The organism is Pseudomonas sp. PSE14, from assembly GCF_029203285.1.
Taxonomy (GTDB): Bacteria; Pseudomonadota; Gammaproteobacteria; order Pseudomonadales; family Pseudomonadaceae; genus Pseudomonas.
In genome coordinates, this window is the sequence record NZ_CP115669.1 from 5150516 (window position 1) to 5172600 (window position 22085).

At 66.6% G+C, this 22085-nt stretch carries 18 protein-coding genes and 1 pseudogene; 14 read left to right on the plus strand and 5 right to left on the minus strand.

The window, feature by feature from the left end; translation table 11 throughout:
• Nucleotides 1–232 precede the first annotated feature (232 nt).
• The 3 genes from O6P39_RS23675 to O6P39_RS23685 form a co-directional block, all read right to left on the minus strand.
• The gene (locus O6P39_RS23675) at nt 233–604 is read right to left on the minus strand and encodes a translation initiation factor Sui1 (RefSeq protein ID WP_275608821.1); all 372 of its coding nucleotides are present in this window, start codon (nt 602–604) and stop codon (nt 233–235) included.
• A gap of 394 nt (nt 605–998) precedes the next feature.
• Nucleotides 999–1541 carry an NUDIX hydrolase gene (locus O6P39_RS23680; protein ID WP_275608822.1) on the minus strand — a complete coding sequence of 181 codons (543 nt, stop codon included), beginning with the start codon at nt 1539–1541 and terminating at the stop codon, nt 999–1001.
• Entirely contained in the window at nt 1541–2605 is a 1065-nt protein-coding gene (locus O6P39_RS23685) for a DUF2333 family protein (RefSeq protein WP_275608823.1), read from the minus strand. Before O6P39_RS23685 ends, O6P39_RS23680 begins: the two co-directional genes overlap by 1 nt.
• 288 nt (nt 2606–2893) lie before the next feature.
• Between O6P39_RS23685 and O6P39_RS23690 the strand changes: the two genes are divergently transcribed.
• On the plus strand, nt 2894–4507 hold the full coding sequence (locus O6P39_RS23690) for a PleD family two-component system response regulator (protein ID WP_275608824.1): 1614 nt from the start codon (nt 2894–2896) through the stop codon (nt 4505–4507).
• Nucleotides 4508–4627: 120 nt separating this feature from the next.
• On the plus strand, nt 4628–6595 hold the full coding sequence (locus O6P39_RS23695; RefSeq protein WP_275608825.1) for a methyl-accepting chemotaxis protein: 1968 nt from the start codon (nt 4628–4630) through the stop codon (nt 6593–6595).
• A 173-nt stretch (nt 6596–6768) separates the two neighbouring features.
• On the opposite strand, the gene speB is transcribed toward O6P39_RS23695, so the two are convergent.
• Complete coding sequence (speB, locus tag O6P39_RS23700; RefSeq protein WP_275608826.1) at nt 6769–7731, minus strand: agmatinase; 963 nt, start codon at nt 7729–7731, stop codon at nt 6769–6771.
• A gap of 115 nt (nt 7732–7846) precedes the next feature.
• Nucleotides 7847–8950 carry a polyamine ABC transporter substrate-binding protein gene (locus O6P39_RS23705; protein WP_275608827.1) on the minus strand — a complete coding sequence of 368 codons (1104 nt, stop codon included), beginning with the start codon at nt 8948–8950 and terminating at the stop codon, nt 7847–7849.
• Between the two features lie 110 nt (nt 8951–9060).
• On the opposite strand from O6P39_RS23705, the gene O6P39_RS23710 reads away from it, so the two are divergent.
• The 12 genes and pseudogenes from O6P39_RS23710 to purD all read left to right on the plus strand — a co-directional run bounded on the left by O6P39_RS23710 (nt 9061) and on the right by purD (nt 22017).
• Nucleotides 9061–9969, plus strand: coding sequence for a LysR family transcriptional regulator (locus tag O6P39_RS23710; RefSeq protein ID WP_275608828.1), 909 nt, complete (start codon nt 9061–9063; stop codon nt 9967–9969).
• Nucleotides 9970–10113: 144 nt separating this feature from the next.
• A complete protein-coding gene (locus O6P39_RS23715) occupies nt 10114–11973 on the plus strand; it encodes a protein-disulfide reductase DsbD (protein ID WP_275612020.1) in 1860 nt (619 codons plus the stop codon).
• 160 nt (nt 11974–12133) lie between these two features.
• The gene (gene aroQ, locus O6P39_RS23720; RefSeq protein ID WP_015479055.1) at nt 12134–12577 is read left to right on the plus strand and encodes a type II 3-dehydroquinate dehydratase; all 444 of its coding nucleotides are present in this window, start codon (nt 12134–12136) and stop codon (nt 12575–12577) included.
• A 24-nt stretch (nt 12578–12601) separates the two neighbouring features.
• Complete coding sequence (accB, locus tag O6P39_RS23725; protein ID WP_275608829.1) at nt 12602–13072, plus strand: acetyl-CoA carboxylase biotin carboxyl carrier protein; 471 nt, start codon at nt 12602–12604, stop codon at nt 13070–13072.
• A 17-nt stretch (nt 13073–13089) separates the two neighbouring features.
• Nucleotides 13090–14439, plus strand: a complete 1350-nt coding sequence (accC, locus tag O6P39_RS23730) for an acetyl-CoA carboxylase biotin carboxylase subunit (protein WP_275608830.1) — start codon at nt 13090–13092, stop codon at nt 14437–14439.
• Between the two features lie 171 nt (nt 14440–14610).
• Nucleotides 14611–15489 (plus strand): 50S ribosomal protein L11 methyltransferase, encoded by an 879-nt coding sequence (gene prmA, locus O6P39_RS23735; RefSeq protein WP_275608831.1) that lies wholly within the window; start codon nt 14611–14613, stop codon nt 15487–15489.
• A 59-nt stretch (nt 15490–15548) separates the two neighbouring features.
• A pseudogene (locus tag O6P39_RS27365) lies at nt 15549–15620 on the plus strand (MJ0042-type zinc finger domain-containing protein); the annotation flags it as partial.
• 366 nt (nt 15621–15986) lie between these two features.
• Nucleotides 15987–17255: a DUF3426 domain-containing protein gene (locus O6P39_RS23740; RefSeq protein WP_345774680.1), complete on the plus strand. Its 1269-nt coding sequence runs from the start codon at nt 15987–15989 to the stop codon at nt 17253–17255.
• A 222-nt stretch (nt 17256–17477) separates the two neighbouring features.
• On the plus strand, nt 17478–18485 hold the full coding sequence (gene dusB / locus O6P39_RS23745; protein WP_275608833.1) for a tRNA dihydrouridine synthase DusB: 1008 nt from the start codon (nt 17478–17480) through the stop codon (nt 18483–18485).
• Nucleotides 18482–18802: a DNA-binding transcriptional regulator Fis gene (gene fis, locus O6P39_RS23750; RefSeq protein ID WP_275608834.1), complete on the plus strand. Its 321-nt coding sequence runs from the start codon at nt 18482–18484 to the stop codon at nt 18800–18802. Before dusB ends, fis begins: the two co-directional genes overlap by 4 nt.
• A gap of 87 nt (nt 18803–18889) precedes the next feature.
• Nucleotides 18890–20491 carry a bifunctional phosphoribosylaminoimidazolecarboxamide formyltransferase/IMP cyclohydrolase gene (gene purH, locus O6P39_RS23755; RefSeq protein WP_275608835.1) on the plus strand — a complete coding sequence of 534 codons (1602 nt, stop codon included), beginning with the start codon at nt 18890–18892 and terminating at the stop codon, nt 20489–20491.
• 236 nt (nt 20492–20727) lie between these two features.
• Nucleotides 20728–22017, plus strand: a complete 1290-nt coding sequence (gene purD, locus O6P39_RS23760; RefSeq protein WP_275608836.1) for a phosphoribosylamine--glycine ligase — start codon at nt 20728–20730, stop codon at nt 22015–22017.
• Nucleotides 22018–22085: the final 68 nt, after the last annotated feature.

Consider the following 22085-nt stretch of genomic DNA (forward strand, 5'->3'; position numbering starts at 1 on the left):
AATGAATGCAGGCGCCCCGCCCGGCGAGCGGGTGAGTCGTCAAAGCCTAGTCGGCTGGTGTGACGTTGCCGTGTTGACCGCCGGCTCCGGCGGTAAGTTTAGGAAATTCCGACGATGCGCCAGGGCGCGCCGATAAATCTCCCATCTAGGGAAAGGGCTTGCCGGCCATGCGCGGGCTGCGCATCGCCTGGAACCCCTTCTCTGCAGAGGAGAATCTGTCGAAAGAGACGGCTCAGCCGCCGGATTTCTTCGCCTTGAGGCCGCGCTTCTGCAGCTCTTCGAGCAACAGGTCGACGTGGTCGCCCTGGATCTCGATGACGCCGTCCTTGAGCGCGCCACCCGTGCCGCAACGCTTCTTCAGCGCGGTGGCCAGGTCTTTCAGCGCATCGGCCGCCAGCGGCACGCCGCTCACCGTGGTCACGGTCTTGCCGCCGCGCCCCTTGGTTTCACGACGCACGCGAGCGATGCCGTCGCCGGCCGGAATCCCGGCCTGCTTGCAGATGCACGCGCCAATGGGCTGATTGCAGTCCGGGCAGTGCCGGCCGGCATCAGTGGAATAGACGAGCCCGCCAAGGGCGGACAGGGAGGATGCTTTCTTGACCACCGGGCGTTTCCCCAGGATTGGCCTCTAAGGGCCAGGTCAACGAATGATCGGCTGGCGCCGACCGCGACGCCCCACTCAGGCAGGGGCTGCGCATTCCCGGCGGAGGACCCTGCCGGAAAGGTCGCGCAATTTAGCAGCATTGAAGGCAAATGCTAAGAGCAGAATTGCGTCATTGATCGGTAGTTTGGCGACATGGGCCTTACAGGAGAATCTGGAGCACGGATGTAGGGCGTATAACGTTCGACGTTATACGCCGTTTGACCTTGCTTTCAGCGCACGCAGGGTTGGGCCCCGGAGCCGCGGTTCGAGGGCACTCCGAGCCTGACCTTGGCGCAGATGATGAGCACCGAGTATCGGCGTACAACCGCGAACGGTTGTACGCCCTACGGGTGACTCAGAAACTCACCAGATACTTGCGCAACGCCGCCAGCGAATCCGGGCAGTACGGCGTACCCGCCTTCGCTTCGGCCAGCACCTGGTGCGGGTCGATGAAGCGCGCCTCCATCACCTCTTCCGGTTGCAGCCTGAGCGGCGCATCGGACACGGCGGAGAACACCGCGCACCACAGGCGGTTGTCCGGCTGGTCGAAGAAGAACGAGCCATGCTCGCGCAACTCGACCCCGGAAATCCCCAACTCTTCTTCCAGCTCGCGGGCGGCGGACTGGGCATAGCTCTCGTCCGCCAGCACCATGCCGCCCGCGGCCGGGTCCCAGTAGCCGGGATAGATCGCCTTGCTCAGGGTGCGGCGGTGCACGCACAGCTCGCCAGCCGTATTGAACAGCAGGATGAAGGTGCCCCGGCCGATCAGCCCGCGTTCGCGCAGCTCCGCGCGTGGCAGGCTGCCCCTGAGCTCGTCGTCCCGGTTGACCCAGGCGACCAGCTCGGCGTCCGAAGCCGCCCGGTGGGCGGCTTCCTTCTCGCTGATCCCGTCCATCATCAACCCTGGGCCAGCAGCTGGCGCAGATCGATGATCGCGGCGTTGGCGCGGGAGATGTAGTTGGCCATCACCAGCGAATGGTTGGCCAGCACGCCGAAGCCGCTGCCGTTGAGCACCATCGGGCTCCACAGCGGCGCCTGGGCGGCCTCCAGCTCGCGGATGATCTGGCGCACGCTGACGGTGGCGTTCTTCTTCGCCAGTACGTCGGCGAAGTCCACCTCGATGGCGCGCAGGATGTGCGACAGCGCCCAGGCCTGGCCACGGGCTTCGTAGAACACGTTGTCGATCTGCAGCCAGGGGGTTTCCTGCAGCTCTTCCTCGACCTGCGGCGCCTCGCCCGGCACCACCGGCGCGGTGGGCTTGATGTTGGTGTTGAGCTTCACCCGGCCGACGCTGGCCGAGAGACGCTGGGACAGCGAGCCCAGGCGGGTGGAAACGTCACCCAGCCAGTTGTTCAGGCTGTCGGCGCGGGGATAGAACTGCGCGCCGGCCGGGTCCGCGGACAATCGCGCCAGGTAGCGGTCCAGCGACTTGATGCCTTCGCCGTACTCCGATTCGGAAGACGGCAGCGCCCAGCTCTTGTTGTCGAAGTTGAAGCGCGGCTCGGCACGGGCCAGGTCCGCGTCCTCGGTGGACTGCGACTGGGAACGGGCAAAGTCCTTGCGCAGCGCGCGGGACAGGTCGCGCACCTGGACCAGGGCGCCGTATTCCCAGCTGGGCATGTTGTCCAGCCACAGGCCCGGCGGGAAGATGTCGTTGGAGAGATAGCCGCCCGGCTTGTTCAGCAGCGTGGCCACCACTTCCTTGAGGGTTTCCACCGTGGTGTAGCCGACCACCATCTGCCGGCCGGCGCGCTCGGCCGAGGCCTGGGCGTTCTGCTGCACGGGAAAGAGGTCAGGCTCCTGGCTCCAGTACCAGCCGACCACACCGCAGATCAGCAGGTAGACGCCCAGCAGACTGCCGAGCACGCGGCTCAGCCAGGGCCCGCCGAAGTAGGCGCGCACGTCGTCCACCGAGTCATCGACGCGATCGCGCACGGAGCCGCGTTTCTTCCAGTTCCACATGGCAAAGTCCTTAGCATCACGAAAACGAAGAGGGGGTTGGACCCGATTCCGCCCCGGGGAGTGCCCCGGCGGAACGATCCAGCCGCGCAAGCATGCCGCACCCGGCGGCTCAGCGCAGCCCACCCTGCGCATGGTGCGCGGTAACGTCGCGAATTACAAAGCGCATGTCGTTTGACCGACGGCACTGTTATTGCCATCAAGGATTGGTAGCATAGGGCCATCATCGTGTATCACGGCAGAAACACTTCGCTCGCACGCCCTCCCTACGGACAGATAAAGAAGCGCGCCATGAACGAGCTCGACGATCCGCCTCTCGACCGCCTCAAGCAGCATTTCGCCCAGCGGGTGATTCACCAGGCCCGCCATCTGCTCGAAGTCTGGCAGCGCCTGTCGCGCTCGGAGTGGAGCGCCGGCGGGATGGCCGAACTGACCGATGCCTGCCTGCTCCTGCAGCGCTACGCCGAGCGTTTCGGGCAGTCCGAGCACGTCGACCTGGCCCGGGCTGTAGACCAGTGCCTGCGCGCCGTGCAGGACAACCGCGGACGCCTGTCCAGCGCTCTGATCAGCGAACTCAACGGCCTGATGCAGCGCCTGTCGCGCACCGGGCTACGTCATGGCGACCAGTACGAGCAGATCAGCCTGCCGCCGCTGCGCAAGCCGGTCTACCTGGCCCTGCAGGACCAGGAGCGCGCCGAACGCCTGGCCCAGCAGCTGGAATTCTTCGGCATGGCCGCGCAGCGCTGCGAGAGCGCCAATGCCTTCCGCGCCGCCATGGCCGAGCGGCATCCGGCGGCCATCGTGATGGAGATCGACTTCGCCGGCGCGGGCCAGGGCCTGACGCTGGCCAACGAAGTCCAGACCGGGCTGCGGCAGAAACTGCCGGTACTGTTCTTCAGCCACGACGAGACCGATACCCCGACCCGCATGGCCGCCGCCCGCGCCGGCGGCCAGGACTTCTTCACCGGGGCGCTGGACGCCTCCGCGGTACTGGAGAAGATCGAGACCCTGAGCCGCGTGGCGCACTACGAGCCCTTCCGCGTGCTGATCGTCGAAGACTCCCGGGCCCAGGCTACGCACACCGAACGGGTCCTGAACAACGCCGGCATCGTCACCCGCGCGCTCACCGCGCCGCTGTCGGTGATGGCCGAGCTGGCCGAGTTCCAGCCGGACCTGATCATCCTCGACATGTACATGCCCGAATGCCTGGGCACGGAGCTGGCCAAGGTGATCCGCCAGCACGAGCGCTATGTCAGCGTGCCGATCATCTACCTGTCCGCCGAGGACGACCTGGACAAGCAGCTCGACGCCATGAGCGAAGGCGGCGACGACTTCCTCACCAAGCCGATCAAACCGCGCCACCTGATCGCCACCGTGCGCAACCGCGCCGCCCGTGCGCGCAGCCTGCAGGCGCGGATGGTGCGCGACAGCCTTACCGGCCTGTACAACCACACCCATACCCTGCAACTGCTCGACGACGCCCGCTTCCGCGCGCGCCGCGAGGGCCGGCCGCTGACCTTCGCGATGCTCGACATCGACCACTTCAAGCGAGTCAACGACACCTTCGGACACCCCATGGGCGACCGGGTGATCAAGAGCCTGGCGCTGTTCTTGAAGCAGCGCCTGCGCAAGACCGACCACATCGGCCGTTACGGCGGCGAGGAATTCGCCGTGGTGCTGCCCGATACCGACGCCGACACCGCGCGCCGGGTGCTGGAAGAAATCCGCCAGCGATTCGCCGAGATCCGCTACCCCGCGCAACCCGGCGATCTCACCTGTACCTTCAGTTGCGGCATCGCCGAGCTGGACGAGGCAATGGACATCAAGACCCTGGCCAAGCAAGCCGACGAGGCGCTGTACCGGGCCAAGCATGGCGGGCGCAATCGGGTGGAAGTATTCGACTGAGGTGGTCACGCGCTCTGCCGCGCGATTTTCCGACCAGATACTGGCACCTTGTCATCAGCCAGTAACGAAACTGCAATAGGGTCAGGGCTCGCCGTTTTTCGTTGTCGGTCGAGACCTGCCATGCGCCTCAAGCTGCTGACCAACCTCAACACCTTCCTGCTCCTGCTCGTATGTCTCGCGCTGGGCGCCACCCTGTGGTGGTCGCAGCGCGCGCTGGAGCGCCCCTTCACCTTGATGGACCGTTACCTGGAGCTCTCCCAGGGCTTCGAGCGCAAGGTGGCGCAGAACATCCAGGCGTACCTGGGCAGCGGTGACGCACTCAAGCAGAAGGCCGCCCAACAGGCGCTGGAGGAACTGGCCACGGAGCTTCCGCAGTTGCCGGAAAGCCTGGGGCAGCTGCTGGGCGCGAGCCTCGACGAACTACGCCAGTTCAGCGGCAACCAACTGCTCGCCGCCGGCAAGCTGGCGGGGGATCCGCAGGGCCTGCTGCTGCAGGCCGAGCGTGACCTGCTGGCCGCCCTGGATCAGCTCGGCGCCTACGCAGACGCCAGCCAGAACCCCGCCGCTGCCGAGTACCGCGCGCCGCTGCTGCAGGCCGGCCTGCACCTGACCCGCCTGGCCCACGCCCGCGCCAAGCTGGTGGAAAGCGGCAACCCGGCGCTGGCCGAGGACATCCAGCGTGAACTCGACAGCCTGCGCCAGCTCGCCGGGCGCATCGACACCCTGCCCCTGCTCGGTGTACTGCAGCAGCAGGCCTCGGCCTCCGACGACTTCGCCGCGATGATGGGCCTGGACACCCAGCCCGCCGCGGAGCAGCAGAGCGAGGACCGTGGCGTCGGCCTCAAGCGCGACCTGGCCGGCGTGCTGCGCCGCTACCCCGACGAGCTCGATCGCACCCGCCAACTGATCGCCCAGCGCCAGCAGCTGGCCAGCGCCACGGCCCAGCGCCTGGGCGCCGTGCAGCAGGCCCTGGCGACGCTGGAGCCGCAGGTGCGCGAGGAACGCTCGAAGATCCAGGCACAGGTCCGCGTTATCCAGGGCGCACTGATCGCGCTGATCCTCGCCACCGCGCTGCTCATCGACACCCTGCAACGCCGCCTGGCGCGGGTACTCGGTCAACTGGTGCCGGCGCTGTCGACCTGGGCCCATGGCGACTTCAACAAACCCATCGCGCTCGCCACCCGCACCCGCGACCTGGTGGAACTGCAGGAGTCGCTGAACCGTCTGCGCGATTTCCTCGGCACCCTGGTCGGCACCATCCACCAACGCGCCGAGGAAGTGGCCGGCAGCAGCCGCGCCCTGGCCGAGCTCAGCGGCGGCCTGCACGCCGGCGCCGAGCGCCAGGCCAGCGACACCGGGGAAATCCGCGATGCGCTGGGGCACATGGAAGCGGCGATCCAGCAGGTCGCCGGCGACGCCAGCCAGGCGGCCTCGGCCAGCCAGGCCGCCGGGGTGGCGGTGGAACAGGGGCAACGGGTGATCGGCAATAGCCTCAGCGGTATGCGCGCGCTGGTCGACGAGGTACAGAGCAACGCCCAGGCCATCGAGAACCTGGCAGAGGAATCGGCCACCATCGGCAACGTGCTGGGGGTGATCCGCTCCATCGCCGAACAGACCAACCTGCTCGCCCTCAACGCCGCCATTGAGGCGGCTCGGGCTGGCGAGCAAGGTCGTGGCTTTGCCGTGGTGGCAGAGGAAGTGCGCTCGCTGGCCCTGCGCACCGCCGGCGCCACCGAGGAAATCCAGCAGCTCACCGCGCGCCTGCAACAGGCCGCGCGGCAGTCGGTGGAGGCGATGCGCAGCCAGGTGGAGCACGCGGAAGTCACCGCCAGCCAGGCCGGCGCCGCCGAGGGTGCGCTGGACGAGGTGGTGGAAGCCATCCGCACCATCGCCAGCATGGCCGAGCGCATCGCCGAAGGCTCCGCGCAACAGAGCGGCGCGGTCAGCGAGATTCGCTCCCACAGCGAGCGCATTCATGCACTGGGCAGCGAGAACCTGCGCCTGATCGGCCAGGGCCGCAGCCAGGGCGAGCAGTTGCAGGAGCTGGGCGGTGCCTTGCACACCGCCGTGCGGGCGTTCCGGGTGTGACGTAGGGCGTATAACGTTCGGCGTTATACGCCGTTTGACCGTGGCCGCCATCCGCACCGGATTTGGCCAGGCCACGGCTCGGACGGGCGTCCGGCTCAACCTCGCGGTTGGGCGTCGGGACGGTGTATCGGCGTATAACCGCGAACGGTTATACGTCCTACGCTCAGGCTCGATCAGCGCTCGCCCAGCTTGTGCCGCGCCGCGTACAGGCAAACCATCTCCATCGCCAGGGTCGCGCCGGCCAGGGCGGTGATCTCGGCGTTGTCATAGGGCGGCGCCACTTCCACCACGTCCATCCCCACCAGGTTGATTCCCCGCAACGCGCGGAGGATTTCCAGCGCCTGGTGCGAGCTCAATCCACCGCACACCGGCGTGCCGGTGCCGGGGGCGAAGGCCGGGTCGAGGCAGTCGATGTCGAAGGTCAGGTACACCGGGTTGTCCCCCACCCGCGCGCGGATGCGTTCGGCGATGGCCTGCGGCGTATTGCGGTGCACCTCGCGGGCATCCAGCACCTGGAAGCCCATCACGTCGTCGTTGGTGGTGCGCAGGCCGACCTGCACCGAGCGCGACGGGTCCACCAGCCCTTCGCGGGCGGCGTGGTAGAACATGGTGCCGTGGTCGATGCGCTGGCAGTCCTCGTCCGGCCAGGTGTCGCTGTGGGCGTCGAAGTGAATCAGCGACAGCGGGCCGTGCTTCTTCGCGTGGGCCTTGAGCAATGGATAGCTGATGAAGTGGTCGCCACCCAGGGTCAGCAGCGCGCAGCCGGCATCGAGGATGCGCGCGGCGTGGGCCTCGATGACTTCCGGGGTTTCCTGCGGCACGCCGTGATCGAAGGCGCAGTCGCCGTAGTCGATCACCGCCAGGTGGTCGAAGGGGTCGAACTCCCAGGGGAAGTGCCGGGCCCAGGCCATCTGTACCGAGGCGGCGCGGATCGCGCGCGGTCCGAAGCGGCTGCCGGGGCGGTTGGTGGTGGCGGTATCGAACGGCACGCCGCTCACGACCAGGTCGACGCCGCGCAGGTCGCGGCTGTAACGGCGGCGCATGAAGCTGGTGATGCCGGCGTAGGTGGATTCGGCAGCGGTGCCATAAAGGCTGTCGCGGGTGATGGCCTGGTCGTTGTCGTGGGCTTGATCCATGGCGTCCTCGTCGTTGTTATCGGTTGATCACGCTTGCTTGGAACGGTCACTTCCGTAGGGCGGATAACGCTGGCGCGTTATCCGCCCTACGGAAGTGACCGTATTGCAATGTTTGTCAGGTGCGCGTGCGGAACGCCGACCACAGCCGGGTGCGCTCGCGCTGCTGCTTCAGAGTCAGCAGTTGTTCGCCGAACAATTTCTGCCGCATGGCCGCCGGCGGGTAGATGTCCGGATCGCCCGCCACCTCGGCGGAGAGCAGCGGCGTGGCCTTCAGGTTGGCGTTGGCGAAGTACAGGGTGTTGGTCAGCTCGGCGATGGACTCGGGGCGCAGCATGAAGTCGATGAAGGCGCGTGCCTCCTGCGGGTGCGGCGCGTCCGCCGGGATGGCCATGGTGTCGAACCAGATCAGCGTGCCTTCCTTGGGAATCCGGTAGATCACCTCGAACGGCTTGTTCGCCTGCTTCGCCTGCGCGGCCCCCATCAGCGCATCGCCGGTATAGGTCAGGGCAACGCAGAGGGTGCCGTTGGCCAGGTCGTTGATGTGCTTGCCGCTGGCGACGTAGCGCACATTGGGCTGCAGCTTGGCCAGCAGCTCGCGGACCTGGGCGAGGTCGGCCGGGTCGGTGCTGTAGGGCGGCTTGCCCAGGTAATTCAGCGCGACGCTGATGACTTCCTGGGGCGAATCGATCAGCGAGATGCCGCAGTCGGCCAGGCGGCTGGCGTACTCGGGCTTGAACAGCAGGTCGAGGCTGTCCAGCGGGGCGCCGGGAATGCGCTTGAGCACCGCGTCCTTGTTGATCGCCAGGCCCACGGTGCCCCAGGTATAGGGCACGCCGAAACGGTTGCCCGGATCGATGGCCGCGAGCTTGGCCAGCAGTTCCGGGTCGAGGTTGGCGAAGTTCTTCAGCTGCGCGTCGTCCACCGGCTGCACCGCCTTCGCCTGGATGGCCCGGGCCAGGCCGCTGCTGGCGGGGAACACCACGTCGTAGCCGCTGGCACCGGTCATCAGCTTGCTGTCGAGGACCTCGGCGCTGTCGAAGGTGTCGTACTTCACGCGGATGCCGGTCTCGGCCTGGAAGCGCTTGAGCGCATCGGCGCCGACATAGTCCGCCCAGTTGTACAGGTTGAGCACCCGCTCCTGCGCCTGCAGGGGCATGGCCGCGAGCAACGCCGCAAGGGGGGCCGCCAGAGCTGCCCGGTAGAACGCACGCATGATCATCGCCTCGGATTTGTTGTGGTTATGGGGCGAGCATGCCGGGGGCTTTACTTTGCAAAAATACAAAGTTAATTACTTTGGCATTATCCATAGCCAATGATTGGGACCAGCCGATGCTCAGCCAACTGCGCGACCTCGACCTGCAACTGCTGCGCCTGTTCGTCACCGTGGTCGAGTGCGGCGGCTTCAGCGCGGCGCAAGGCGAGCTGGGGCTGAGCCAGCCGAGCATCAGCATCCAGATGGCCAAGCTGGAGACGCGCCTGGGCTATCGCCTGTGCGAGCGCGGCAAGGGCGGTTTCCGCCTGACGCCCAAGGGCGAGCACCTGCTGCAGGCGACTCGCCGGCTATTCATCGCCATCGAAGGTTTTCGCCATGAGGCCCGCGGGGTCGCCGACAAGCTGCTCGGCGAAGTGCGCCTAGGCCTGTCCGAGGCCCTCGACGAGCGGGTGCTGGCGCAGCTGTCCGAGGCGGTGCGGCGCTTCCGCCGACGCAACGAGGCGGTGACGCTGGAACTGGTGACCACCACACCCGCCGAGCTGGAGCGCCTGCTGCTGCAGGACCGCCTGCACCTGGCCATCGGCTATTTCGCTGGCACCCAGGCGGCGCTGGAGCACGAGCCTCTATTCAGCGAACCCCAAGGCCTGTATTGCGGGCTCGGCCATCCGGCCTTCGATGATCCGGCGGTCAGCCGCGAGGCCCTGGCCGACGCCGACGAGGTGCACCACCCCTATCGCTTCATCGCCGCCGACGAGCCGCTGCAAACCCGCCGCAGCAGCGCACGCAGCGAGCAGGTGGACGGCAGCCTGGCCTTCATCCTCTCCGGCGCGCACGTTGGCTACCTGCCCAGGCACATCGCCGCGCCCTGGCTGGAGCGGGGCCGACTGCGCGAGCTGCTGCCCGGAGAGCTGGGCTTCGACGTGGCCTTCAGCCTGACCCGCCACCGCGGCCGTCACCCCGGTGATGCGGAGCAGGCGTTCGCCAGCGACCTGCTGGACGCCTTCGGCCAGCCCGCGTCCGATTGACGCAGCGGACGAGCGAGCCCCCGCCCGGCGGCGAGGTCCAGGGTGCCCGCTCATCTCTTGTCACAGCTCATCCGGCGGCGTCACGGGCCGCGCCGGAAGCTTTCCGCTATCATGCCCGCCACTTACGTAGTCCGTGAGATGTCCATGCGCCGCCTGCTCACCCTGCTCCTGCTCCTCGTTGCCCTGCCCGCTTCCGCCGGCCTGTTCGACAAACCCGCCGACAAGGGCGGCTTCGCCGTCGGACAACCCGCCAAGGGCGATTTCCTGCCGGTGGCCGAAGCCTTCCGCCTGAGCGTCGAGGACAGCGACAGCCAGCAGGTGAAGCTGCGCTTCATCAATGCCGACGGCTACTACCTCTACCAGCACCGCTTCGGCTTCAAGGTCGAGGCGGCCGACAGCGGCGTGACCGTCGGCGAAGTGAAGCTGCCGCCGGGCAAGCAGCACCATGACGATTACTTCGGCGACACCGTCGTCTATTACGCCATCACCGACCTCGATGTGCCGCTGAACAACCCGCAGCACAAGCCCTTCACCCTGGTGGTGAGCTACCAGGGCTGCGCCGACAAGGGCCTCTGCTACGCGCCGGAAACCACCCGCCTGCAGATCGCCGACGGTCAGGCCGCCAGCGTGGTCACCGCGGCGGCCGCCTCCGCCAGTGGCAGCGCAGCCAAGGCCGCCACCAGCGACAATCCTCTGGCCAGCCTGCTGGGCGACCACGAGCCGGGCAAGATCAAGAAGCTCGGCCGCGCCCTGGTGATCTTCTTCCTGCTGGGCCTGGCGCTGACCTTCACCCCCTGCGTGCTGCCGATGCTGCCGATCCTTTCCGGCGTGGTCCTGCGGGGCCGTCCGGGCGGCGCGCGCGGACTGGCGCTGTCGCTGGCCTACGTGCTGCCGATGGCCGCCTGCTACGCAGTGCTCGGCACCCTGATGGGCCTGTTCGGCGCCAAGCTCAACCTGCAGGCGATGCTGCAATCGCCCTGGGTGCTGGTGCCTTTCGCGGCCTTCTTCGTGGTTTTCGCCATCGCCATGTTCGGCGTGTTCGAACTGCGCCTGCCCGGCTTCCTCCGTGAACGCCTGGACAACATGGCCAACAACACCCGCGGCGGCTCCATCGCCGGTGCGGCGACCCTGGGCGTGCTCTCCAGCCTGCTGGTGTCGCCCTGCGTCACCGCTCCGCTGGCCGGGCTGCTGCTCTATATCAGCAGCACCGGCGATGCGATGGGCGGCGGCCTGCTGCTGTTCTCCCTGGGCCTGGGCATGGGCACGCCACTGGTGATCTTCGCTGTCGGCGGCGGGGCCTTGCTGCCCAAGAGCGGCGCCTGGATGAACAGCGTGCGCAACGTCTTCGGCGTGATGTTGCTGGCGGTGGCGGTCTGGATGCTCGAACGCCTGGTTTCCGGCCCGGTGGCGCTGACTCTCTGGGGCACCCTGGCCGGCGGCGTCGCCATCGCCATGGGCACCCTCGAACTGGGTCCGAAGAAGCCGCTGCAACGCGCCGGTCAACTGCTCGGCCTGATGTTGCTGGTGTATGCGGTGGTCGCCTGGACCGGCGCCCTGCGCGGCGAATCCGACCCGATGCACCCGCTGGGCCGCAGCACGCCGGGCCTGCACGCCGGCCCGCCGACCTCGACACCCGGCGACTGGCAGAACATCACCACCCCCGCCCAGCTCGATGCCGCCCTGGCCAGCGCCCAGGCCGCCGGTCGCCCGGTGCTGCTGGACTGGTACGCCGACTGGTGCATCAGCTGCAAGATCATCGAACGCCAGGTGCTGCCGACCCCGGAAGTCCAGGCGCAACTGCCCGGTTTCGTCCTGTTGCGCTTCGACATGACCGCCAGCACCGAGGAACAGCGCGCCCTGCTAGACCGCTTCAACCTGTTCGGCCCGCCGGCCATGCTGTTCTTCTCGGCTAAAGGCGACGAATGGAGCGATCTGCGCATCATCGGCGAGACGGATGCCGCCACCCTCGCCGAACGTCTGCGCCAGGCCTCTTCGCGCGGCTGAAAACGCCCGCCCGCCCATACCATTGCAATGGTTTTGCCGTAATCGGCTGGCAACATGCCGACATCTACGGCAAAACCTGCATGACTGGACAGTCACGCCGGCTTTCCGGCATAGTCCCGCCCTATCTTTTTCCGCCTAAGAGAAGGACAAGAGCATCCAGATGGCGACCTTACTGGTACTGCACGGGCCCAACCTCAACCTGCTGGGCACCCGCGAGCCCGACAAGTACGGCTCCGTCACCCTCGAGCAGATCAACCAGGACCTGGAGCGCCGCGCCCGCGAGGCCGGCCACCACCTGATGCACCTGCAGAGCAACGCCGAGTACGAACTGATCGACCGGATCCATGCCGCGCGCAACGAAGGCGTGGACTTCATCCTCATCAATCCGGCCGCGTTCACGCATACAAGTGTCGCCCTACGTGACGCATTGCTCGCTGTGAGCATCCCATTCATCGAAGTGCACCTTTCCAACGTGCACAAACGTGAACCTTTCCGGCATCACTCCTACTTCTCCGACGTGGCAGTAGGGGTGATCTGCGGTCTGGGAGCCACAGGCTACCGCCTGGCCCTGGAATCCGCCCTTGAACAACTTGAACGCCCGTGACCTCACCTGGGAGTGCGAACACTGATGGACATCCGTAAAGTCAAGAAACTGATCGAACTGCTCGAAGAATCCGGTATCGACGAGCTGGAAATCAAAGAGGGCGAAGAGTCCGTACGCATCAGCCGCCACAGCAAGAGCGCTGCGGCCCCGATCTACGCCGCCGCCCCGGCCTACGCTCCGGCGCCTGCCGCAGCCGCTCCGGCCGCTGCCGCAGCTCCCGCCCCGGCAGCCGAAGCCGCTCCGGCTGCACAGGCGCTCAACGGCAACGCCGTGCGCTCGCCGATGGTCGGCACCTTCTACCGCGCAGCCTCGCCGACTTCCGCCAACTTCGTCGAAGTCGGCCAGAGCGTGAAGAAAGGCGACATCCTGTGCATCGTCGAAGCCATGAAGATGATGAACCACATCGAGGCTGAGACCAGCGGCGTGATCAGTCAGATCCTCGTGGAGAACGGCCAGCCGGTCGAGTTCGACCAGCCCCTGTTCACCATCGTCTAAGCCGCGGGGAACCTGCGATGTTGGAAAAAGTACTGATCGCCAACCGCGGCGAAATCGCGCTGCGCATCCTGCGCGCGTGCAAGGAGCTGGGCATCAAGACGGTGGCTGTGCACTCGACCGCCGACCGCGAGTTGATGCACCTGTCGCTGGCCGACGAAGCGGTCTGCATCGGTCCGGCCCCGGCTGCGCAGTCCTACCTGCACATCCCGGCGATCATCGCCGCGGCCGAGGTCACCGGCGCCGTGGGCATCCACCCCGGCTATGGCTTCCTCGCCGAGAACGCCGACTTCGCCGAGCAGGTCGAGCGCTCGGGCTTCACCTTCATCGGCCCGAGCGCCGACGTCATCCGCCTGATGGGTGACAAGGTGTCCGCCAAGGACGCCATGAAGAAAGCCGGCGTTCCGACCGTACCGGGCTCCGACGGCCCGCTGCCCGAAGACGAAGAAACCGCGCTGGCGATCGCCCGCGAGGTGGGCTACCCGGTGATCATCAAGGCCGCCGGTGGCGGTGGTGGTCGCGGCATGCGCGTGGTGCACAACGAGGAAGACCTGATCAAGTCCGCCAAGCTGACCCGCACCGAAGCGGGCGCAGCCTTCGGCAACTCCATGGTCTACTTGGAGAAGTTCCTGACCAACCCGCGTCACGTGGAAGTCCAGGTCCTCTCCGACGGCCAGGGCAACGCCATCCACCTGGGCGACCGCGACTGCTCCCTGCAGCGCCGTCACCAGAAGGTGCTGGAAGAAGCCCCAGCCCCGGGCATCGACGAGAAGGCCCGCGCCGAAGTGCTGGCCCGCTGCGTCCAGGCCTGCGTGGAAATCGGCTACCGTGGCGCCGGCACCTTCGAGTTCCTCTACGAGAACGGCCGCTTCTACTTCATCGAGATGAACACCCGCGTGCAGGTGGAGCATCCGGTGTCGGAGATGGTCACCGGTATCGACATCGTCAAGGAGATGCTCAGCATCGCCTCGGGCAACAAGCTGTCGATCCGCCAGGAAGACGTGGTCATCCGTGGCCATGCGCTGGAATGCCGGATCAACGCCGAAGACCCGAAGACCTTCATGCCGAGCCCCGGCAAGGTGAAGCACTTCCACGCACCCGGCGGCAACGGCGTGCGCGTGGATTCGCACCTGTACAGCGGCTACGCCGTACCGCCGAACTACGACTCGCTGGTGGGCAAGATCATCACCTACGGCAAGGACCGCGATGAAGCCATGGCGCGCATGCGTAACGCGCTGGACGAGCTGATCGTCGATGGCATCAAGACCAATACCGAGCTGCACAAGGATCTGGTCCGCGACAAAGAGTTCTGCAAGGGTGGCGTGAACATCCACTACCTGGAGAAGAAGCTGGGCATGGACAAGCACTAAGCCTGTCCCGCTCCGCCTCGCTCCACCACAAGGGCTGCCTCCGGGCGGCCCTTGTGCTTTGCAGGCCGTGTACGCTGGCATGGCAAGGTGCCGTGCAGTAAGCTTGCCGCCTTTATCTACGGGCCGCCCAGGCGGCCCGCTGTCTTTCCAGCACCATCGAGGTACCGCCCCATGCCCTGGCTTCAAGTCCGACTCGCCATCACTCCGGAACAGGCGGAAACCTATGAAGATGCGCTGCTGGAAGTCGGCGCCGTATCGGTGACCTTCATGGACGCCGAAGACCAGCCGATCTTCGAGCCGGACCTGGGCACCACCCCGCTGTGGAGCCACACCCATCTGCTCGCGCTGTTCGAGGCCGACACCGACGAGACCGCGCTGGTCGCCCACCTGTCCCTGCTGACCGGCGGCGAGCTGCCGCAGCACCAGATCGAGCGCATCGAGGACCAGGACTGGGAACGCAGCTGGATGGACAACTTCAAGCCGATGCGTTTCGGCCGCCGCCTGTGGATCGTCCCCAGCTGGCACGACGCCCCGGAACCGGACGCGGTGAACCTGCTGCTCGATCCGGGCCTGGCTTTCGGCACCGGCACCCACCCGACCACCTCGCTCTGCCTGCAGTGGCTGGATAGCCAGGAGCTGGCCGGCCAGTACGTGCTGGACTTCGGCTGCGGCTCAGGCATCCTCGCCATTGCCGCGCTGCTGCTGGGCGCCGAGCGCGCTGCCGGCACCGACATCGACCCGCAGGCGCTGGAAGCCTCCCGCGACAACGCCTCGCGCAACGGCATCGACCCGGCCAAATTCCCCGTCTACCTGCCCGCTGATCTGCCAAAGGAGCCAGCGGACGTCCTGGTAGCGAACATTCTGGCCGGTCCGCTGGTCACATTGGCAGAGCAGCTCACCGGACTGGTCAAGTCCGGTGGCCGCCTGGCCCTCTCGGGCATCCTCGCCGAGCAGGCCGAGGAAGTGCGCGCGGCCTATGCCGGCGCCTTCGACCTCGACCCGACCGCCGAGCAGGAAGGCTGGATCCGCATTACGGGTCGCCGCCGCTGACTGCCCGCTGCAAGGGGCTTGGGTTAGACTAATCGTTTGTTTTTCCGCCGGACCGCCGCATGAGCGACAGCTTCATCACACAGTGCCCCCATTGCCAGACCCGCTTCCGCGTCAACTCGGCGCAATTGGGCGCGGCCAGCGGTAACGTGCGCTGTGGAACCTGCCTGAAGGTATTCAACGCCCCGCAGAACATGCTGGACGAGCCGACGGCGGCACCGACCCTGACGAACGTGGTTCCGCCACCGGCCGCTCCCGCGAAGCCGGAGCCAGCGCCCGTACCGGCGCCGAAACCCGTGGTGGAACCGGCGGCGCCAGCCCCGGCCATGGCAGTCCCTGCCCCCACGCCAGCCGCCGCCACCCCGGAACAGCCGAAGCCGTCGCCCGCCCCCGGCACGGCCACCCTCGGTTGGCCACTGGCCCCCCATGCGGCGCGACACTCCAGCGACGTCGCGGAAAAGCCCGTCGCCCCCGAACCCAAGGTGGAAGCCAGACCGCTCATCCAGCCGGAGCCGCGCCCCGAACCAGCTCCAGCTCCAGCTCCAGCTCCAGCTCCAGCTCCAGCTCCAGCTCCAGCTCCAGCTCCAGCTCCAGCTCCAGCTCCAGCAGTAGTATCGGCCCCGGCCGCTTCGATAGCGGCAACACCGGCGCCAGCCCCGATTCCCAGCGAGCCGGCCAAGGCCGAAACCGCGCCGGCGAAGCAGGACGAAACGCTGTGGATCCACGACGACCTGGACCTGGACAGCCTCAACCTCGACGAAGAGCTGGCCAAGCTGGACGAGTTCGAACTGTCCCAGGAATTCCTCAGCATCGATCGCGCGCCCGCCCCCAGCGAGGCCCTGCAGATCAAGCAGGAAGAGAAGCGCGACCCGCACGACGAACGCTGGGCCGAAGCCCTGCTGCAGTCGGAACAGCCTGCCGGCAATCGCGCCGTCCGACAGGAACCCAACCTCGGTCAACTGCCGGCCGATGAGCCGGAAGAACCCGCCCCCAGCGCTCGCCTCGTGGCCGACAAGGAACCTGAGGAAGAGCCCGAGGAAGAACCGGACGAAGAGCCCCGGATCGAACCGGCTCCGCTCAGCGCCGTGGACGACGAGGAAAAGCTGCCCACCTTCAGCGCCCGCCGCGACGACGATGAGCCCGAGCACATCGAAGACGATCACGACGACGAACCTGCCGTCGACACAGGTAGCAACGCTCGCCGCGCCGAACCCGCGCTGCGCAACGACGCCCTGCACGACCTGAGCGACGAACCGCTGCAACTGGACTGGCAGAAACCCAAGCGCCGCTGGGGCCGCAACCTGTTCTGGCTGCTGCTGATCCTGCTTGCGCTGGCCGCCCTCGCCGGGCAGTACATCGCCTACCACTTCGAGGAACTGGCCCGCCAGGACCAGTACCGCCCCTGGTTCGCCCAGGCTTGCCCGGAACTGGGCTGCACCCTGCCCTCCAAGGTGGACGTGGAACAGATCCGCAGCAGCAACCTGGTGGTGCGCAGCCACCCGGACTTCAGCGGTGCCCTGGTGGTCGACGCGATCATCTACAACCGCGCGAACTTCTCCCAGCCCTTCCCGCTGCTGGAAATGCGCTTCGCCGACCTGAACGGCCAACTGATCGCCAGCCGCCGCTTCAAGCCCAGCGAATACCTCTCGGGCGAGCTGGCCGGGCAAAGCGAAATGCCGCCGCAGACGCCGATCCACATCTCCCTGGACATCCTCGATCCGGGTCCGAAGGCCGTGAACTACAGTCTGAGCTTCCACTCGCCGGAGTGACCCGGCGAGTAGCCCAAAAGGCCGCCCAGCGCCAGTTCCGCTCGTCTTCCTACCTTGGGTGATAAGCCGCGAGCTGTTCAGAATTTATCCAAATTCGCCTTTATCCGGTCATCGAGAGCGGGTATCATGCCCTCCCTTTTTTGCTAGCACCGGTGGCAGGCCCCGAAACGCTCCCGCGAGTCTTACAGCGCGCGGCGCATCGGTGTTCCCGCCCCATTAACCATGGAACTCAGGTCGGTGGTACGCATCGGCTCCTACACACTGCCCAACAGACTGATCCTGGCCCCGATGGCCGGCGTTACCGATCGTCCGTTCCGCCAGCTGTGCCGCCGCCTTGGCGCCGGCATGGTGGTCTCGGAAATGGTCACCAGCGACGTCCGCCTGTGGAATAGCCGCAAGTCGCGCCTGCGCCTGCAGCACGACAACGAGGACCAGCCGCGTTCGGTGCAGATCGCCGGCGGCGACCCGCAGATGCTCGCGGAAGCCGCACGGTGCAACGTGGAGCTCGGCGCCCAGATCATCGACATCAACATGGGCTGTCCGGCGAAGAAGGTGTGCAACAAGGCCGCGGGCTCCGCGCTGATGAAGGATGAACGGCTGGTGGCCGACATCCTCGAGGCGGTGGTCGCGGAGGTAGAGGTGCCCGTCACCCTGAAGATTCGCACCGGCTGGGACCGGTCGAACAAGAACGGTGTGACGGTGGCGCGGATCGCCGAGCAGTCGGGCATCCAGGCGCTGGCGGTGCACGGCAGGACCCGCGCCGAACTCTACACCGGCGAAGCGGAGTACGAAACCATCGCGGCGATCAAGCAGGCGGTTTCCATTCCGGTCTTCGCCAACGGTGATATCGATTCGCCGCAGAAGGCACGGCAGGTGCTCGAGCTGACCGGGGTGGACGCCCTGCTGATCGGACGCGCCGCCCAGGGCAGGCCCTGGATCTTCCGCGAGATCGATCATTACCTGGGCACCGGCGAAACATTGCCGGCGCCGAGTCTGCACGAAGTGGAGAGCATCCTGCTCGAACACCTCGCTGCATTGCATGCGTTTTATGGGGAAGACATGGGTGTGCGAATTGCCCGCAAGCACGTGGGCTGGTACCTCGCCACCCTGCCGGGTGCGGCGGAGTTCCGCACCCTGTTCAATCGTTTGCAGGACACGGATGCACAGAGCGCCAGCGTCAGGCAGTTCTTCGCCGAGCGCCACAATAACGGAGAAGGGGTGGCCGCATGACAACGATGACCGAGACATTAGTGAGTGGAATGACACCCGTGAGCGACAACACCAACCTTAAGCAGCACCTGACCACTCCGACGCAGGAGGGCCAGACCCTCCGCGACAGCGTGGAAAAGGCCCTGCACAACTATTTCGCCCATCTCGAAGGGCAGCCGGTCACGGACGTGTACAACATGGTGCTTTGCGAAGTCGAAGCGCCGCTGCTGGAAACCGTCATGAACTACGTGAAGGGGAACCAGACCAAAGCCTCCGAACTGCTGGGCCTGAACCGCGGGACCCTGCGCAAGAAACTCAAGCAGTACGACCTTCTCTGACAGGTGGCAGGCGCGGGGCCGCGACCGATCGGTCGGCAGGGCCTGCGCCTGACACGCGAAAAGCCCGAAGCCTTTGTGGAAGCCGTTATGACCGACCAAACCACCCGCCTGCCCATCCGCCGCGCGCTGATCAGCGTTTCCGACAAGACCGGCGTCGTCGATTTCGCCCGTGAGCTGGTTGCCCTCGGCGTGGAGATCCTCTCCACCGGCGGCACCTACAAGCTGCTCAAGGACAACGGTATCGCCGCCGTGGAAGTGGCCGACTACACCGGCTTCCCGGAAATGATGGACGGCCGCGTGAAGACCCTGCACCCGAAAGTGCACGGCGGCATCCTCGGCCGTCGCGACATCGACGGCGCGGTGATGGAAGAGCACGGCATCAAGCCGATCGACCTGGTCGCGGTCAACCTCTACCCCTTCGCCGCCACCGTGGCCAAGCCGGGCTGCACCCTGCCGGACGCCATCGAGAACATCGACATCGGCGGCCCGACCATGGTCCGCAGCGCGGCGAAGAATCACAAGGACGTCGCCATCGTGGTCAACTCCAGCGACTACGAAGGCGTCATCGCGGCCCTGAAGGACGGCGGCCTGACCTACGCCCAGCGCTTCAACCTGGCCCTCAAGGCGTTCGAGCACACCTCCGCCTACGACGGCATGATTGCCAACTACCTGGGCACCATCGACCAGAACGCCGAGACCCTGTCCACCGAGAACCGCCTGCAGTTCCCGCGCACCTTCAACAGCCAGTTCATCAAGGCCCAGGACATGCGCTACGGCGAGAACCCGCACCAGAGCGCGGCGTTCTACGTCGAGGGCGGCGAGGCCAGCGTCTCCACCGCCGTCCAGCTGCAGGGCAAGGAACTGTCGTTCAACAACGTGGCCGACACCGACGCCGCGCTGGAGTGCGTGAAGAGCTTCGTCAAGCCGGCCTGCGTCATCGTCAAGCACGCCAACCCGTGCGGCGTGGCCGTGGTCCCGGAAAACGAAGGCGGCATCCGCAAGGCCTATGACCTGGCCTACGCCACCGACACCGAGTCGGCCTTCGGCGGCATCATCGCCTTCAACCGCGAGCTGGACGGCGAGACCGCCCAGGCCATCGTCGAGCGCCAGTTCGTCGAAGTCATCATCGCCCCGAAAGTTTCCGAAGCCGCCCGCGCCGTCGTCGCCGCTAAGGCCAACGTGCGTCTGCTGGAATGCGGCGAGTGGCCGGCCGAGCGCCCTGCCGGCTGGGACTTCAAGCGCGTCAACGGCGGCCTGCTGGTGCAGAGCCGCGACATCGGCATGATCACCGCCGATGACCTGAAGATCGTCACCCAGCGCGCCCCGAGCGAGCAGGAAATCCACGACCTGATCTTCGCCTGGAAAGTCGCCAAGTTCGTCAAGTCCAACGCCATCGTCTACGCCAAGAACCGCCAGACCGTCGGTGTCGGCGCCGGGCAGATGAGCCGCGTCAACTCCGCCCGCATTGCCGCCATCAAGGCCGAGCATGCTGGCCTGGAAGTGAAGGGTGCGGTCATGGCTTCCGACGCCTTCTTCCCGTTCCGCGACGGCATCGACAACGCTGCCAAGGCCGGCATCACCGCGGTGATCCAGCCAGGTGGTTCGATGCGCGACAACGAAGTGATTGCAGCCGCCGACGAAGCCGGCATCGCGATGGTGTTCACCGGCATGCGCCACTTCAGGCATTAAGGTGGATCGGACGCGCTGAAGCAGGCATCTGCTGCGTTGCCCGAGCGTTCCCCAATGCTCATTGCCAGAAGGCAACTCCGCTTGGTGAACGCTCGGGCGCCTTGCATCTACCCGCTTCATCGCGCCCCTTGAGATCGGTTTGTGAAGAGCGGACTGATCGTGAGAATTCGTAGCCTGGGTGGAGCGAAGCGATACCCGGGAATCCGGCAGGTCCGGAACTGTTCAGGAGATTTCCAATGAACGTACTCATCATCGGCAGCGGCGGTCGCGAGCACGCGCTGGCCTGGAAGGTCGCGCAGGATTCGCGCGTGCAGAAGGTCTTCGTCGCGCCGGGCAACGCTGGCACCGCTACCGAAGCCAAGTGCGAGAACGTCGCCATCGACGTGCTGGCCCTGGAAGAGCTGGCCGACTTCGCCGCGAAGAACGTGCAGCTGACCATCGTCGGCCCCGAAGCCCCGCTGGTGAAAGGCGTGGTCGACCTGTTCCGCTCCCGCGGCCTGGACATCTTCGGCCCCACCGCTGGCGCGGCGCAGCTGGAAGGCTCCAAGGCCTTCACCAAGGACTTCCTCGCGCGCCACAAGATCCCCACCGCCGACTACCAGAACTTCACCGAAGTCGAGCCGGCCCTGGCCTACCTGAAAGAGAAAGGCGCGCCCATCGTGATCAAGGCCGACGGCCTGGCCGCGGGCAAGGGCGTGATCGTCGCCATGACCCTGGCCGAAGCCGAGGAAGCCGTGCGCGACATGCTCGCCGGCAATGCCTTCGGTGACGCCGGTTCGCGCGTGGTGATCGAGGAGTTCCTCGACGGCGAGGAAGCCAGCTTCATCGTCATGGTCGACGGCCAGAACGTGCTGCCCATGGCCACCAGCCAGGACCACAAGCGCGTCGGCGACGCCGACACCGGCCCGAACACCGGCGGCATGGGCGCCTACTCCCCCGCTCCGGTCGTGACAGCCGACGTGCACAAGCGGGTGATGGACGAAGTGATCTACCCGACCGTGCGCGGCATGGCCGAGGAAGGCAACGTCTACACCGGTTTCCTGTATGCCGGCCTGATGATCGACAAGAACGGCGCGCCGAAGGTCATCGAGTTCAACTGCCGCTTCGGCGACCCGGAAACCCAGCCGATCATGGTCCGCCTGGAAAGCTCCCTGGTCCTGCTGGTCGAGGCCGCCCTGGCCAAGGCGCTGGACAAGGTCGAAGCCACCTGGGACCCGCGTCCCACCGTAGGCGTCGTACTGGCCGCCGGCGGCTACCCGGGCGACTACGCCAAGGGTGACGTCATCGAGGGCCTGGACGAAGCCGCCAAGCTCGACGGCAAGGTGTTCCACGCCGGTACCGCGCTGAAGGACGGCCAGGTCGTCACCAGCGGCGGCCGTGTGCTGTGCGCCACCGCCATCGGCCCGAGCGTGTCTTCGGCCCAGGAACAGGCCTACCGCCTGGCGGAAAAGATCCGCTGGAACGGCTGCTTCTACCGCAAGGACATCGGCTACCGCGCCATTGCCCGCGAGCGCGGCGAGGGCTGATGCCCGGTTGCCGGAGGCGTTCGATTGTGACGTCTCCGGCAACCCATCCCCGCGTGCCCGTGTGGATT

Bases quoted from the DNA above. Each gene is read 5' to 3' on its own strand.
- O6P39_RS23680 (WP_275608822.1), bottom strand. From the start codon at position 1,541: ATGATGGACGGGATCAGCGAGAAGGAAGCCGCCCACCGGGCGGCTTCG.
- O6P39_RS23685 (WP_275608823.1), bottom strand. From the start codon at position 2,605: ATGTGGAACTGGAAGAAACGCGGCTCCGTGCGCGATCGCGTCGATGAC.
- O6P39_RS23690 (WP_275608824.1), top strand. From the start codon at position 2,894: ATGAACGAGCTCGACGATCCGCCTCTCGACCGCCTCAAGCAGCATTTC.
- O6P39_RS23695 (WP_275608825.1), top strand. From the start codon at position 4,628: ATGCGCCTCAAGCTGCTGACCAACCTCAACACCTTCCTGCTCCTGCTC.
- speB (WP_275608826.1), bottom strand. From the start codon at position 7,731: ATGGATCAAGCCCACGACAACGACCAGGCCATCACCCGCGACAGCCTT.
- O6P39_RS23705 (WP_275608827.1), bottom strand. From the start codon at position 8,950: ATGATCATGCGTGCGTTCTACCGGGCAGCTCTGGCGGCCCCCCTTGCG.
- O6P39_RS23710 (WP_275608828.1), top strand. From the start codon at position 9,061: ATGCTCAGCCAACTGCGCGACCTCGACCTGCAACTGCTGCGCCTGTTC.
- O6P39_RS23715 (WP_275612020.1), top strand. From the start codon at position 10,114: ATGCGCCGCCTGCTCACCCTGCTCCTGCTCCTCGTTGCCCTGCCCGCT.
- aroQ (WP_015479055.1), top strand. From the start codon at position 12,134: ATGGCGACCTTACTGGTACTGCACGGGCCCAACCTCAACCTGCTGGGC.
- accB (WP_275608829.1), top strand. From the start codon at position 12,602: ATGGACATCCGTAAAGTCAAGAAACTGATCGAACTGCTCGAAGAATCC.
- accC (WP_275608830.1), top strand. From the start codon at position 13,090: ATGTTGGAAAAAGTACTGATCGCCAACCGCGGCGAAATCGCGCTGCGC.
- prmA (WP_275608831.1), top strand. From the start codon at position 14,611: ATGCCCTGGCTTCAAGTCCGACTCGCCATCACTCCGGAACAGGCGGAA.
- dusB (WP_275608833.1), top strand. From the start codon at position 17,478: ATGGAACTCAGGTCGGTGGTACGCATCGGCTCCTACACACTGCCCAAC.
- fis (WP_275608834.1), top strand. From the start codon at position 18,482: ATGACAACGATGACCGAGACATTAGTGAGTGGAATGACACCCGTGAGC.
- purH (WP_275608835.1), top strand. From the start codon at position 18,890: ATGACCGACCAAACCACCCGCCTGCCCATCCGCCGCGCGCTGATCAGC.
- purD (WP_275608836.1), top strand. From the start codon at position 20,728: ATGAACGTACTCATCATCGGCAGCGGCGGTCGCGAGCACGCGCTGGCC.